General features: G+C 71.8%; 11 protein-coding genes. 3 read left to right on the forward strand and 8 right to left on the reverse strand.

Annotation, left to right across the window (positions count from 1 at the left end; translation table 11 throughout):
* The first annotated feature begins 340 nt into the window (after positions 1-340).
* The 3 genes from ACFYQ6_RS15145 (at position 341) to ACFYQ6_RS15155 (ending at position 2,614) form a co-directional block, all read left to right on the forward strand.
* A complete protein-coding gene (locus ACFYQ6_RS15145) occupies positions 341-1,162 on the forward strand; it encodes a GNAT family N-acetyltransferase (protein ID WP_388763232.1) in 822 nt (273 codons plus the stop codon).
* Entirely contained in the window at positions 1,159-1,617 is a 459-nt protein-coding gene (locus tag ACFYQ6_RS15150) for a hypothetical protein (protein WP_361576129.1), read from the forward strand. Before ACFYQ6_RS15145 ends, ACFYQ6_RS15150 begins: the two co-directional genes overlap by 4 nt.
* Before the next feature lie 538 nt (positions 1,618-2,155).
* On the forward strand, positions 2,156-2,614 hold the full coding sequence (locus tag ACFYQ6_RS15155) for an ATP-binding protein (protein WP_361576126.1): 459 nt from the start codon (positions 2,156-2,158) through the stop codon (positions 2,612-2,614).
* On the opposite strand, the gene ACFYQ6_RS15160 is transcribed toward ACFYQ6_RS15155, so the two are convergent.
* From ACFYQ6_RS15160 to ACFYQ6_RS15195, 8 genes are all read right to left on the reverse strand, one after another.
* A complete protein-coding gene (locus ACFYQ6_RS15160; RefSeq protein ID WP_388763235.1) occupies positions 2,562-4,049 on the reverse strand; it encodes an amino acid permease in 1,488 nt (495 codons plus the stop codon). The genes ACFYQ6_RS15155 and ACFYQ6_RS15160 overlap by 53 nt on opposite strands.
* A gap of 172 nt (positions 4,050-4,221) precedes the next feature.
* A complete protein-coding gene (gene argF / locus ACFYQ6_RS15165) occupies positions 4,222-5,238 on the reverse strand; it encodes an ornithine carbamoyltransferase (RefSeq protein ID WP_361576121.1) in 1,017 nt (338 codons plus the stop codon).
* A gap of 144 nt (positions 5,239-5,382) precedes the next feature.
* Positions 5,383-6,615, reverse strand: coding sequence for an arginine deiminase (locus tag ACFYQ6_RS15170; RefSeq protein WP_361576119.1), 1,233 nt, complete (start codon positions 6,613-6,615; stop codon positions 5,383-5,385).
* Between the two features lie 66 nt (positions 6,616-6,681).
* A complete protein-coding gene (locus tag ACFYQ6_RS15175; RefSeq protein ID WP_388763237.1) occupies positions 6,682-9,225 on the reverse strand; it encodes a polynucleotide kinase-phosphatase in 2,544 nt (847 codons plus the stop codon).
* Positions 9,222-10,697 (reverse strand): 3' terminal RNA ribose 2'-O-methyltransferase Hen1, encoded by a 1,476-nt coding sequence (locus tag ACFYQ6_RS15180; protein WP_361576113.1) that lies wholly within the window; start codon positions 10,695-10,697, stop codon positions 9,222-9,224. Before ACFYQ6_RS15180 ends, ACFYQ6_RS15175 begins: the two co-directional genes overlap by 4 nt.
* A 576-nt stretch (positions 10,698-11,273) precedes the next feature.
* Positions 11,274-12,209, reverse strand: a complete 936-nt coding sequence (gene mmuM / locus ACFYQ6_RS15185; protein WP_361576110.1) for a homocysteine S-methyltransferase — start codon at positions 12,207-12,209, stop codon at positions 11,274-11,276.
* A gap of 267 nt (positions 12,210-12,476) precedes the next feature.
* Positions 12,477-13,400 (reverse strand): LLM class F420-dependent oxidoreductase, encoded by a 924-nt coding sequence (locus tag ACFYQ6_RS15190; RefSeq protein ID WP_361576107.1) that lies wholly within the window; start codon positions 13,398-13,400, stop codon positions 12,477-12,479.
* A 90-nt stretch (positions 13,401-13,490) separates the two neighbouring features.
* A complete protein-coding gene (locus ACFYQ6_RS15195) occupies positions 13,491-14,015 on the reverse strand; it encodes a DUF6099 family protein (RefSeq protein ID WP_361576104.1) in 525 nt (174 codons plus the stop codon).
* Between the last annotated feature and the right edge of the window lie 71 nt (positions 14,016-14,086).

Consider the following 14,086-nt stretch of genomic DNA (forward strand, 5'->3'; position numbering starts at 1 on the left):
CCTTGGCGATGACGGTGCGCCGACCTCGGCGGCGCCCTCGTGGTCCCGGGGAGCACGGACCTCGCGGCAGAGCTGTTCCCGCGGTCGGCCCGGCCCGTCACGGGCGGGCGCGTACAGCTCGTCGCACCGGGGCGGCTCTGCGGGGAGCCGCCGGCACGGCCGCGGGATCGAGGGAGTAAGCCGTCATACCGGCGCCTCTCTTGTCACGACGTATCACGGACGTTGACTACCGTCACTCGAACGATACGCTCCGGGACCGACAAGGGGGCGGCGCTTCCTGCCGCTGACGCACCGGGGAAATCGGGATGACCCGGGGCGGGGTGAGCGGACAGGATGAGACATGACCTGGACCTTCACGCAGGACGTCGCCGTCTTCCTGGACGCCGCCGGAGCGTCGCTCGCCGCCCGGCCCGCCGAGAACACGCTGGTACTGACCGTCACGGCCACCCTGCGGGACAGCGGCCCGCACGCCTACGGCTCGGGGGTGCCGGTGCTCGGCTGGTGGCGCGGGGCGGACGGCGAGGTGGCCGGGACGCTGGTGCGCACGCCGCCCTTCGTGCCGATCCTGGGCACGGCCGCCCCGGAGGCCGTGGAAGCGCTGCCCGACGCGCTGCCGCTGCCCGGTATCAACGCGGAACGCGGGGCCGCGGCGGCCCTGGCTTCCGGGTGGCCACGGCACCGCGTCGACGGGGAGCAGCGCCTGTACCGGCTCGGCACGCTCGTGCCGCCCTCCCCCGCACCGGCGGGGACACCCAGGACCGCCACCACCGCCGACCGGGCGCTCCTGATCGACTGGATACGCGCCTTCGGTGCGGAGACCGGCCAGTCGGGCGACCACGCGGAACGGATCGTGGACGACAGGACGGCACACCGCGGCCTGACTCTCTGGGAGGCGGGCGGAGTGCCGGTCTCGCTGGCGGGCGTCTCGCGCGAGGTCGCGGGCACGGTACGCGTGATGAGCGTCTACACACCGCCCGAGCACCGGGGCCGGGGGTACGCGGCAGCGGTGACGGCCCGGGTCAGCCACGTGGCGAGGGAGGAGGGCGCCCGCGAGGTGCTGCTCTTCACCGATCTGGCGAACCCGACGAGCAACGGTGTGTACCGGCGCATCGGTTACGAGCCCGTGGCCGACCGGGTGCTGATCACGGCGGAGCCGGAATGAGCACGGGGGCCGGAGGGACACCGGCGGAGGGAAGATGGCTGATCGCCGCGAACGTGGTGCGATGGCGGCGTTACGGCGAGGGCGGCCAGGAGCTCCGGCCCGGGACCAAGTCGTACCGGGGCGGCTCGAAGGTGTACGTGATCGAGACCTACCCCGGGACAGGTCACGAGCAGCTGACCACGATCGGGCGGGGGCGGCACACCGGCACGTACATCAGGATCGACATGTCGACGCGCAATCTGCACACCTTCAGGGCCGTACCGGTGTACAGCCCCGCCGTGCTGCGGTTGTGCGAGGAGGCGAACGTGGGCGGCTGCTGGACGAACCGCGGGGACGCGGAGGAACTCGCCGCGCGGCTCGGTGTGCTGGCCGCCGAGCACCGCGCCACCCACTGGGCCGCGCCCCATCCCACGCCGTGCCGCTGCCACGAGTGCCTGACGCTCGGCCCGGCGTGAACCAGGGCCCCGGGCCGTCGGTGCGGCCGGCGCGGTCGGCGCGATCGGTGCGGTCGGCGCGATCGGTGCGGTCGGCGCGGTCGGTGCGGTCGGTGCGGTCGGTGCGGTCGGTGCGGTCGGCCGACGATGTGCGGCTGCCCGCGCGGTACGGGATGGACGGGACCTGAGGCCGCACTCCGTCCCGGCCCGAGGAGGGCATCGCACTCCCTGCCCCGCCGCACGGTACGGAGCCGGTGAACGGGCTGGTGGAAGGGGCATCCTCCAGCCGTCGGACTGCTTCTGATCCGCTTCGAAGCGGGCGCCCTTGCGTGACCCGCGTCACGAGGACGCGACAGCCGACGGGGCCGATGTGGCGAAGGTCCCTTTTGCGACGGTCGGCTGCCCCTATGTCTGCGCCGGGGCACTTCGTATGGTTGAGGACAGGAAATCCCGGTACAGAACGCCGTACCCTCCGGTGGCGGATCCCGCGGTCCGGACGCAGCACCCCCGGAACGGCGGTTCCGCCGGATGCCTCGCTCCCTGAACGGATACTCCCGCCTTGCCGTCAGACGTCCCCGCGCCCCCGCCCGCCTCCTGGCGCATCGCCCTGCCGCACTCCACGGCCGCGGTGCCGATCGCCCGCGCCCTGGTGCGCACGGCCCTGGCGGAGCTCGACGCGCCCGCGGACAGCGACACCGCCGAGCTGCTGACGGCGGAACTCGTCGCCAACGCCGTGGAGCACACCGACGGCTCGGGCCCCATCGAGCTGGTGGTCGAGCTGATGGCGTCCGGGTGCCAGGTGGAGGTCCACGACCACGACCCCGGTCTCCCCGGGGACCTGTCCGGCCTGCTGCCCGGCAGCACGCCGGACCCGTGGCAGGAGCACGGCCGCGGACTGCTCCTGATCCGCGCCCTCAGCTCGGCCTGCGGTCACCGCTCGACGGAGCACGGCAAGGCGGTCTGGTTCACCCTGCCGTCGGCCCCGGCGTCGCCGGGTCACGGGGCTCCGCCGGACTGACCAGCCGGGAGCGGCTGCGGCCGTAGCCCGCGTACACGAGGGCGCCCACCGCCAGGAACACGACGAACTGCACCCAGGTCGTCCAGCCCGTTCCGTACATCAGGTACAGGCAGAAGCCGACACCCAGGACCGGGCTCAGCGGATAGAGCGGCACCCTGAAGGAACGCCTGAGCTCCGGGTTGCGGCGGCGCAGCGCGATCACCGCGATGTTGACCACGGCCATGACGGCGAGCGTGCCGATGGTCGTCAGGTTCACGACGACGTCGAGGGACGAGAAGGCGGCCGGGACCGCGAAGACGACCGCCACGATCCAGGTGTTGGCGACCGGGGTGCGGGTCTTCGGCGAGACCCTCTCGAAGACCCGGGGGATCAGGCCGTCGCGGGACATGGACATCAGGATCCGGGTCTGCCCGTACATCACCGCGAGCACCACGGAAGCGATGGCGACGACCGCGCCGAAGGCGATGATCCCGCCGCCGACGCTCGAATCGGTGACCTGGTCGACGACCAGCGAGAGCGCGGCGGGCTGGTCGGACACGGCGTCCGCGCCCAGCGCACCGATGGCACCGAGGGCGACCGCGCAGTAGAGCAGGGTGACCACGCCGATGCAGATCATGATGGCGATCGGGATGTTCCGGCGGGGGTTCTTGACCTCTTCACCCGCGGTGGTGATGGCGTCGAAGCCGATGTACGAGAAGAAGGCCACCGACGCGCCCGCGGTGACGCCGGCCATGCCGTGCGACGCGAAGGGCGAGAGGTTGCCGTCCTGGAACGCGCTGAAGGCGATCGCGCAGAACGCGACGAGGATGCTGATCTTCAGCACCGCCATCGCCGCAGTGGCGGTCGCGCTCTCCCTGACGCCCCGTACCAGCAGCGTGGCGGCCATCATGACCACGACGATCGCCGGCAGATTGATCACGCCACCGTCGCCGGGCCCCGAGGAGACCGCGGCGGGCAGGGTCCAGCCGGTGAGGCTGCCGAGCAGCTCGTTGACGTACTGGCTCCAGCCGACCGCCACCGCGGAGACCGACACGCCGTACTCCAGCAGCAGGCACCAGCCCACGAGGAAGGCGACGCGCTCCCCGAGGGTGGCGTAGGCGAAGGAGTAGGAACTGCCGGACACCGGGATGGCACCGCCGAGCTCGGCGAACGAGAAGGCGGTGAAGATGCAGGTGATCGCGGCGAGGACGAAGGAGATCACGACTGCGGGGCCGGCCTCGGCGACGCTGTCGGAGAGGCCGACGAAGATGCCGGTACCGACGATTGCGCCGACCCCGAAGCACACGAGCTGGAACAGCCCCATGCTGCGCCGCAGGCCGTGGCCCTCCAGGTCGGCTCCGGACTCCGCGAGCAGCAGTTCGGGGCTCTTGATGCGTGCCCCGGGTCCGCGGCTCGGGATCACCGGGCGTCGCGGGGCGGGGGGTGTGGAACTCATGGGGGGACGGGTCTCTTCTCTGGTGGTGCAGGAATGAGCCTGTGGGGGCCCGGACGTGCGCGTGGGCTCGTGACCCAGCACACGAAAAGGGGTCCGGACGTGCGAGCCCGAACCCCACCAAGTGGCACCATGGTAGCCACTTGCCCGCATGTTCACCCAATCAGGTGCATGTTCATACGGTCTTCGTGCCACCCGCCAGGGTCGCGACGAGGACGGCCTTGATCGTGTGCATCCGGTTCTCGGCCTCGTCGAAGACGACCGAGTGGGCGGACTCGAAGACCTCGTCGGTGACCTCGAGCTCCGAGAGTCCGTGGCGCTCGTGGATCTCCCGGGCCACCTTCGTGCCGAGGTCGTGGTAGGCCGGGAGGCAGTGCATGAACTTCACTCCCGCGTTGCCCGTGGCGCGCAGGACGTCCATGGTCACGGCGTAGGGCGCGAGGGAGGTGATGCGTTCGTCCCAGACCTCCTTGGGCTCACCCATCGAGACCCAGACGTCGGTGAGGACGAAATCGGCGCCCAGGACGCCTTCCGTGATGTCCTCGGTGAGGGTGATGCGCGCACCACTGGACTCGGCGAGCGCACGGGCCCGGTCCACGACCTCCTGCCCCGGCCAGTACGCGGCGGGAGCGACGATGCGGACGTCCATGCCGAGCAGGGCCCCGGTGATCAGGTAGCTGTTGCCCATGTTGAAGCGGGCGTCGCCGAGGTAGGCGAACGCGATCCGTTCCAGGGGCTTCTCGCTGTGCTCGGTCATCGTGAGGACGTCGGCGAGCATCTGGGTGGGGTGCCAGTCGTCGGTGAGCCCGTTGAAGACGGGGACCCCCGCGTGCGCGGCCAGCTCCTCGACGGCCTGCTGGCTGTCACCCCGGTACTCGATGCCGTCGAACATCCGGCCCAGCACCCGGGCGGTGTCCTTCACGGACTCCTTGTGCCCCATCTGGGAGCCGGAAGGATCGAGATACGTCGTACAGGCGCCCTGGTCGGCGGCGGCCACCTCGAAGGCGCAGCGGGTCCGCGTCGAGGTCTTCTCGAAGATCAGCGCGATGTTCCTGCCGCGCAGCCGCTGCACCTCCTCACCGGCCTTCTTCGCCGCCTTGAGCTCGGCGGACAGGGCGATCAGGCCGCGGAACTCCTCGGCCGTGAAGTCCAGCTCCTTGAGGAAATGGCGGCCTGTGAGGTCTATGGCCATGGTGACTGCTCCTGGGGCGGGCTGAGGCGTACGTGAAGACTGTTCTGGAAGTCTATACGACGCCCCGTATTGCTATACAGAGACGTGCGCCCCGCCCCATGGCCCCTGGGCCGGGCCGGGGTCACCCCCGGTCACCGCGAGCGCTCACACGGGGTCGCGCACCACCGGGCAGCTCATGCAGCGCGGGCCTCCCCTGCCCCGGCCCAGCTCGCTGCCCCGGATCTCGATGACCTCGATGCCCTCCTTGCGCAGGTAGGTGTTCGTGGTGGCGTTGCGCTCGTAGGCGATGACGACCCCCGGCTCCACCGCCAGCACGTTGCAGCCGTCGTCCCACTGCTCACGCTCTGCGGCGTGCACGTCCTGGGTGGCGGTGAGCACCCGGATCGAGTCGAGGCCGAGTGCGGCGGCGACGGCCCGGTGCATGTGCTCGGGCGGATGGTCGGTGACCTTGAGCTCACGGGGTCCGCTGCCGGGTTCGATGGTGTAGGAGCGGAGCATTCCGAGCCCGGCGTACTTGGTGAAGGTGTCTCCGTCGATCATCGTCATGACCGTGTCGAGGTGCATGAACGCCCGGCTCTTGGGCATGTCGAGCGCGACGATCGTCCGCGCGGAACCGGCGTCGAAGAGACCTCTGGCCAGCATCTCCACGGCCTGCGGGGTGGTGCGCTCGCTCATCCCGATCAGTACGGCGCCCCGGCCGATGACCAGGACGTCGCCGCCCTCGATGGTCGACGGATAGTCGTCCTGGCCCTCGGACCAGTGGTGGAAGACCCCTGCCTCGGGGCCGGTGAACAGCGGGTGGTGACGGTAGATCGCCTCGAAGTGCACGGTCTCGCGCTGCCGGGCGGGCCAGCGCATCGCGTTGATGGACACGCCGTCGTAGATCCACGCCGAGGTGTCGCGGGTGAAGAGGTGGTTGGGCAGTGGGCTGAGCAGGAAGTCGTCCAGGTCCATGACGTGGAAGCGGACGGAGGTCGGTTCGGGGTGCCGTTCCAGGAACTCCCGCTTCGTCATCCCGCCGACCAGGGCCTCGGCCAGCTCCGCGGCGGGCAGCACTTCGAAGGCGGCACGCAGATGCTCGGTGGCGAGCGGGCCGTACTCCTTCTCCGCGAAGACCCGGTCCAGGACGAGCCGCCGCGCGACGGGGATGCCGAGGGCCTCACGGAGCAGATCACCGAAGAGGTGGACCTCGACCCCCCGGTCGCGCAGCACGTCGGCGAAGCCGTCGTGCTCCTCCCTGGCGCGGCGCACCCACAGCACGTCGTCGAACAGCAGCGCGTCCTTGTTGCTGGGGGTGAGCCGCTTCAGCTCCAGATCGGGGCGGTGCAGGATGACGCGGCGCAGCCGCCCGGCCTCGGAATCGACATGGAATCCCATGCCTTCATCCTCACCGCGCGGAGCGCCCTTCACCCCGCGAACCGCCAGCCGATTCCGGGCAGTGGTTCACAGCCGGGGGTCGACGGGCTCCGACTCCAGGGCGAGAACCGCGAAGACCGCCTCGTGGATCCGCCACAGCGGCTCCCCCTCGGCCAGCCGGTCGAGCGCCTCCAGTCCGAGGGCGTACTCCCGCAGGGCCAGCGACCGCTTGTGGCCGAGGAACCGCGAGCGCAGGCGTTCGAGGTTCTCCGGCCTCGTGTACTCGGGGCCGTAGATGATCCGCAGGTACTCCCTGCCGCGCACCTTGATGCCCGGCTGGACCAGCCTGCCCTTCGCGTCCCGCACCAGAGCGCCGAGCGGCTTGACGACCATGCCCTCGCCGCCGCGGCCCGTCATCTCCAGCCACCAGTCGACACCGGAGCGCACCGAGTCCTCGTCACCCGTGTCGACGACGAGGCGCCGGGTGACCTGGAGCAGACCCGTGGGGTCGTGCTCGACGAGCCGGTCCAGCCAGGCCAGCTGCTCGTCGTGCGGTACGGAGGCGAGCGAGCGGCCCTGCACCGCGAGGATCTGGAACGGTGCGAGCCGGACGCCGTCGAGGCCCTCGGTGCTCCAGCAGTAGCGCCGGTAGGCGTCGGTGAAGGCGGCGGCGTCCTCGGCTCGCTCCGCCTGACGGCCGGCAAGGTCGCGGACGTCGACACCGCGGGCTGCAGCCGCGGACAGCGCGTCCCCGGCCGCCGGCAGGACCGCACCGGCTGCGGCTCCCACCGAGGCGTACTGGGAGCGCAGCAGCCCGGCCGCCTTGAGGGACCAGGGCATCAGCTCGGCGTCGAGCAGCACCCAGTCGGTGTCCCACTCCTCCCAGAGCCCGGCAGCGGTGAGCGCCGTGCGGAGCCTGCCGAGGACGACCTCGGTGAGTGCCACGTCGTCCAGGAACGGCCGGCCCGTCCGGGTGTGCAGGGCGCCGGTGGGACCGTCGGTGCCGAAGCGTTCGCGGGCGGTCGTGGCGTCGCGGCAGACCAGCGCCACGGCGCGCGATCCCATGTGCTTCTCCTCGCAGACGACCCTCCCGACGCCGTCCGCGCGGTACTGCGCGAAGGCCTCGGCCGGGTGCTCGAGGAAGCCGTCCTCGCGGGAGGTGGCGGTCGGCGCCATGGTCGGCGGGAGGTAGGCCAGCAGCCTCGGGTCGACGGCGAACCGGCTCATGACCTCCAGCGCCGCCGCGGCGTTCTCCTCGCGCACCGCGATCCGGCCGATCTGCCGGGTCTCCACGACACGGCGGCCCTGCACGTCGGCGAGGTCGAGCGGACGGCCCTCACGGCCTCCGGGAGCCTCGGTGACCAGCGGCTTCGTGGGCTCGTACCAGACACGCTCGGCGGGCACGTCGACGATCTCGCGCTCCGGCCACCGCAGCGCGGTCATCTTCCCGCCGAAGACCGCGCCGGTGTCCAGGCAGAGGGTGTTGTTGACCCAGGAGGTGGTGGGCACCGGCGTGTGCCCGTAGACCACGGCGGCGCGGCCCCGGTAGTCCTCGGCCCACGGGTAGCGCACGGGCAGGCCGAACTCGTCGGTCTCACCGGTCGTGTCCCCGTACAGCGCGTGCGAACGGACCCGGCCGGAGGTGCGCCCGTGGTACTTCTCGGGCAGCCCGGCGTGGCAGACGACCAGTCTGCCCTCGTCCAGGACGTAGTGGCTGACGAGTCCCTCGATGAACTCCGCGACCTCCCTGCGGAATTCGGGGTGCTCGGCGTCCTCCCTCTCGAGCTGCTCGATGGTCTCGGCGAGCCCGTGGGTGTGCTGGACCTTGCGGCCCTTGAGGTAACGGCCGAGCTTGTTCTCGTGGTTGCCGGGGACGCACAGGGCGTTGCCCTCCGCCACCATGGACATGACGCGGCGCAGCACGCCGGGGCTGTCGGGGCCCCGGTCGACGAGGTCGCCGACGAACACGGCGGTACGGCCCTCGGGGTGCGCGCCGTCCTTGTACCCCAGCTTGTGGAGCAGCGTGTCGAGTTCGGAGCTGCATCCGTGGATGTCACCGATGATGTCGAAGGGGCCGGTGAGGTGACGCAGGTCGTTGTACCGGCGCTCCAGGACGACTTCGGCGGTGTCCGCCTCCTCCTCGGTGCGCAGGACGTGGACCTTGCGGAAGCCCTCGCGCTCCAGGCCGCGCAGGGAGCGTCGCAGTTCACGGCGGTGGCGCTGGACGACATGGCGGGGCATGCCCGCGCGGTCGGGGCGGGCGGCGTTGCGGGCCTGGCAGAGCTCCTCCGGCATGTCCAGCACGACGGCGATGGGCAGCACGTCGTACTGCCGGGCCAGCTGGACGAGCTGCTTACGGCTCTCGGACTGCACGTTGGTGGCGTCGACGACGGTGAGCCGGCCCGCGGCGAGACGCTTGCCCGCGATGTGGTGGAGCACGTCGAAGGCATCCTTGCTGGCGCTCTGGTCGTTCTCGTCGTCGGCGACCAGGCCGCGGCAGAAGTCCGAGGAGATGACCTCGGTCGGCTTGAAGTGCTTGCGGGCGAAGGTGGACTTGCCCGATCCGCTGGCTCCGATGAGCACGACGAGCGACAGGTCGGTCACCGGCAGCGTGCGAGGGGTACCGGTCATGCGGCCTTCGCCTCCTTCGTCGTCTCCTGAGCCGTGGTCATCGTGAACACGGCCATCTGTGTGGGAGGCCCCACTTCGGGGTCCTCCGGTCCCACCGGTACGAACTCCACGGCGTACCCGTGGCGCCGGGCGACCTGTTCCGCCCAGTCCCGGAACTCGGCCCTGGTCCACTCGAAGCGGTGGTCGCCGTGCCGGGCGTGCCCGGCGGGAAGCGTCTCCCAGCGGACGTTGTACTCGACGTTGGGCGTGGTCACGAGCACGGTGCGCGGTCGCGCGGCACCGAACACCGCGTACTCCAGCGCGGGCAGCCGCGGCAGGTCGAGGTGCTCGATCACCTCGCTGAGCACGGCCGCGTCGTACCCCTTCAGCTGCTTGTCGGTGTAGGTGAGAGCGCCCTGGCGGAGGGTGACCCGCCCGGCCTGCCTCTCCCCCATGCGGTCCAGCTTCAGCCGGCGGGCGGCGACGGTGAGGGCGCGCATCGACACGTCGACGCCGACGATCTCCGTGAAGCTCACGTCCTTGAGCAGCGCCTGCACCAACTGGCCCTGACCGCAGCCCAGGTCGAGCACCCGGTTCGCTCCGGCGGCACGGAGGGCCTCCAGGATCGCCGCGCGGCGCCGCTCGGCCAGCGGTACGGGCCTCTCCTCCGTGTCGGTGGTCTCGTCGACGGCGTTGTCCACGCTCTCCACCTCCAGGTCGTCGGTCTCGGCGAGCCGCACCAGCTCCAGCCGCTCCATCGCCTGCCGGGTCAGCCCCCAGCGGCGGGAGAGATAACGGCTGGTGATCAGCTTCTGTTCGGGATGGCCGGCCAGCCAGCCCTCGCCGGCCCGCAGCAGCTTGTCCACCTCGTCCGGCGCGACCCAGTAGTGCTTGGCGTCGTCGAGCACAGGCAGCAGCACATACAGCTGGCGCAGCGCGTCCGCGAGCCTCAGCTCGCCCTCCAGCACCAGCCGTACGTAGCGCGAGTCGCCCCATTCGGGGAACCGCTCGTCCAGCGGCACGGCCACGGCGTCCACCGTGGTCCAGCCGAGCGGCGTGAAGAGCTTGCCCACCAGTTCCGCGCCGCCGCGCGCGGGAAGCGCCGGTACCTCGATGCGCAGCGGCAGGGGCGCCTCGGCTCGTTCGGGCATCGCGCGGCAGGCGCCGTTCAGGGCGGACTTGAACACCGTGGTCATCGCGACCGAGAGCAGGGACGACGCCGCGTACGGACGGTCGTTGACGTACTGCGCGAGCGCCGCGTCGGGGGCCCCGCCCCGGCCCTTGCCCTTGCCGCGCCGGACCAGCGCCACCGGATCCACCTCCAGCAGGAGGGCGGCCGTGCAGCGCTCCGCGGATGCCTCGGGATAGAAGACATGCGCGGTTCCGTGCGAGGTGGAGAACGTCTGCGCCTTGTCGGGATGCTTGTGCAGCAGAAAGCCCAGGTCGGTGGCGGGACGCTCAGGGGTGCCGGTGGTGCTGATAGTCAGGAACACCCGTCCGATTATGGGCGCCGGTGCGCCCACAGCGGTAGCAAATTAGCGGGACACGGGAGCGGACCTGGGAGCGGACACGCACCGCGCGGGGCGGCCGGGTGGTGCGCTCCGTCCATCACCGCTCACCCCCTCACCGCCGGCGCGTTGCGGCGAGGGCGCCCGGGCCGGGGGCGTGGCGGCGTGTTCGCGGCTGGCCGCCCGGGCGAGGCGTCCGGCGCGGCGTGTGCGGTCCAGGGCACCCGGCGCGGCGTGTGCGCGGCTGGCCGCCCGGGCGAGGCGCTCGGCGCTGCGTGTGCGCGGCGGGCCGCCCGGGCCAGGCACCCGGCGCGGCGTGTGCGCGGCTGGCCGCCCGGGCGAGGCGCTCGGCGCGGCGTGTGCGCGGCGGGCCACCCCGGCAAGGCGCTCGGCGCGGCGTGTGCGCGGCGGGCCGCCCGGGCTAGGCGCTCGGCGCGGCATGTGCGGTCCAGGGCGCCCGGCGCGGCGTGTGCGCGGCGGGCCGCCCGGGCGCGGCGTCCGGCGCGGCGCGCTCGATCCCCGGGGCGCCCGGCGCGGCGTGTTCGGGCCGGAGGTACCCGCTCACCGGACGGGCGGCGCCTGCTGACCGGCGAGCGCCGCGATCTCTGGTGGCCCGACCCGGCAGCATCCGCCGACCAGCCGAGCGCCCGCCCTCTGCCAGTCCCGCACCCTGGACGGCTCGAACGTGCGGTCACCGGTCCACGTGCGGCCCTCCGCGTCCCACTGCTCACCGCTGTTGGGGTAGACGACGACCGGCTTGGCGGTCGCGGCGCTCGCCATCTCCACCGCACGGTCCGCGTCGACGGGATCGCAGCAGTTGACCCCGACGGCAATCACCTGGTCGATGCCCGCGACGAGCCCGAAGGCCTCTGCCAAGGGCTGACCTGCCCTGGTCAGCCCGCCGGCCACGCTGTACGAGAGCCAGACGGGGATCTGGAACTCCTCGACCACCCGCAGCAGCGCTTCCGCCTCCTCGATGTCCGGCACCGTCTCCAGGGCCAGTACGTCAGGGCCCGCCGAGGCCAGCACCTCCACCCGGGGGCGGTGGAAGCGCTCCAGCTCCCGCACCGTCAGCCCGTAGCGGCCGCGGTACTCGCTGCCGTCCGCGAGCATCGCGCCGTACGGTCCGACGGAGGCGGCCACCCAGAACTCCCGCCCGGTCGCCGCACCCGCCCGGCGCGCCGACACCACGCTCCCGGCCATCAGCTCCGCGGCCCTCGCCCGCCCGATCCCGCGCCGCCCGAACCCCTGGAACGTCGCCTGATAGCTGGCGGTGGTGAGCACCTGCGCTCCCGCCCGCGCATACGCCGCGTGCGCGGCCTCGATCTGCTGGGGAGCGTCGGCCAGGAGGCGGGCCGACCACAGGGCGTCCGACAGATCGCAGCCCTGTGCCTCCAACTGGTTGGAGAGACCGCCGTCCAGCAGGACGGTCCCCTCGGCGAGTGCGTCGCCGAGCGTGCGGCCGGGTGGTACGTCCTGGGTCCGGGCGGGGTACACAACTGCTCCTTGCGCTTCGGCTTGCTGCTGTGGGCGTTCTGCTGCCTGACTGTGTGGCGACTTCCCTCAAGGCCGGAACCTCCCGCGTCCGGCCCTGGAGGCCACCGGTCCGCACCGGAAGGCGCGGACCCCGAGCCGGACCGGAAAGCGCGGGCTCCGGACCGGACCCGACGGGGTCAGGTCGGCGGTCGCGTCCGGAGCCGGCTCGGGCCCGGGAAGCCCACCGCGCGGGCGCCCCGTCCGGAGGGGCTCGGTGGGCCGCGCCCGTCAGCTCAGCTGGGACTGCACCCGCGACGAGATGAGCTCCAGGTGCTCCAGGTCGTGCAGGTCCAGCACCTGGAGGTAGATCCGGGACGAGCCGATGGCCGCGTACCGGCCGATCTTCTCGACGACCTCGTCGGGGGAGCCCGCGAGCCCGTTGGCCTTGATCTCCTCGACCTCGCGTCCAATGGCGGCCGCGCGGCGTGCCACCTCCGCGTCGTTCTTCCCGACGCACACCACCAGGGCGTTGGAGTACACCAGGTCGTCGGCGGCCCGGCCGGCCGCCACAGCGGCGTCCCTGACACGGCCGAACTGCTTCTCGCTGTCCTCGATCGACGCGAAGGGAATGTTGAACTCGTCCGCGTACCGCGCGGCCAGCCGCGGGGTACGGACCGCACCGTGGCCTCCGATCAGCAGCGGCACCTTGGCCTGCGCGGGCTTGGGCAGCGCAGGCGAGTCGGTGAGCTGGTAATACGTCCCGTCGTAGCTGAAGGTCTTGCCCGTCTCCGTCTCCCACAGGCCCGTGACGATCGCCAGCTGCTCCTCCAGCCTGCCGAACTTCTCCTTGGGGAACGGAATGCCGTACGCCTTGTGCTCCTCCTCGAACCAACCGGCTCCCAGGCCGAGTTCGACCCGGCCTCCGGACATCTGGTCGACCTGTGCCACCTGGATGGCGAGCACACCGGGCAGACGGAAGGTGCCGGCCGTCATCAGCGTGCCGAGGCGGATCCTCTTGGTCTCCCGGGCCAGACCGGCCAGAGTGATCCACGCGTCGGTCGGCCCGGGCAGCCCGTCCCCGGATCCCATGCGCAGATAGTGGTCGGACCGGTAGAAGGCATCGAAGCCGAGGTCCTCGGTGGCTTTGGCGACGGTGAGCAGGGTGTCGTAGCTCGCCCCTTGCTGGGGCTCGGTGAAGATTCGAAGATCCATGCATCCATCCTGCACCTTCGAAACCGCCGCGCCTCCCCTGCCCTCGCCTCGCGCCGGGGCCCCGCCCCTCACCCCCGCCACCCGCCGGACTCACGGCTGACCGGCGGCGAAACCCGCCGGTCCCCGGATCACCCCGTAGGGACCGTCGCGCTCCTGGTCCCCCTCCTGCTCACGCTCCATCTCCGCGAGCCGCCGCACCATCCCGTGGATCCGGTCCACCGACTCGTCCACGGCATCTATCGCCTCGATGCACTGCCAGTAGAGCGCTTCCTCCTCCGTGCCGCAGGCCACGCCCACCAGCGCGATACCCGCCTCGCCCAAAAGCTGCGCGAGTGCGGCCAGCGCCCGTGGCACGTCGGACACTTCGGTGAGCTGCGAGGCCCGAACGCCCCCGGCCGGAACCATCGGATGGTCCAACACCGCGCTGCCCAGGGCGCAGATCTCGCTCAGCCCTCGCGCCTCCGTGCGTAACTCCGCCGGCCCGCAGCGCGCCAACTGCCCGCCCACCGCACGGGCGAGTGCCTGCGCCTGCCACGCTTCCGCCATGACGGCCGGCACCTCCCGGCTGTCCGCCAGTGCGCTCCGGCCCGCCTCGATCAACCGCTCCGCTTCCATGCAATGTCCCCCGTCGCCCGGACCGCCCATACGAAACCCGCTCACCTCTTCATTACCCACAGTGAGGTGTG

It is taken from the genome of Streptomyces sp. NPDC005494 (assembly GCF_042872025.1).
Taxonomy (GTDB): domain Bacteria; phylum Actinomycetota; class Actinomycetes; order Streptomycetales; family Streptomycetaceae; genus Streptomyces.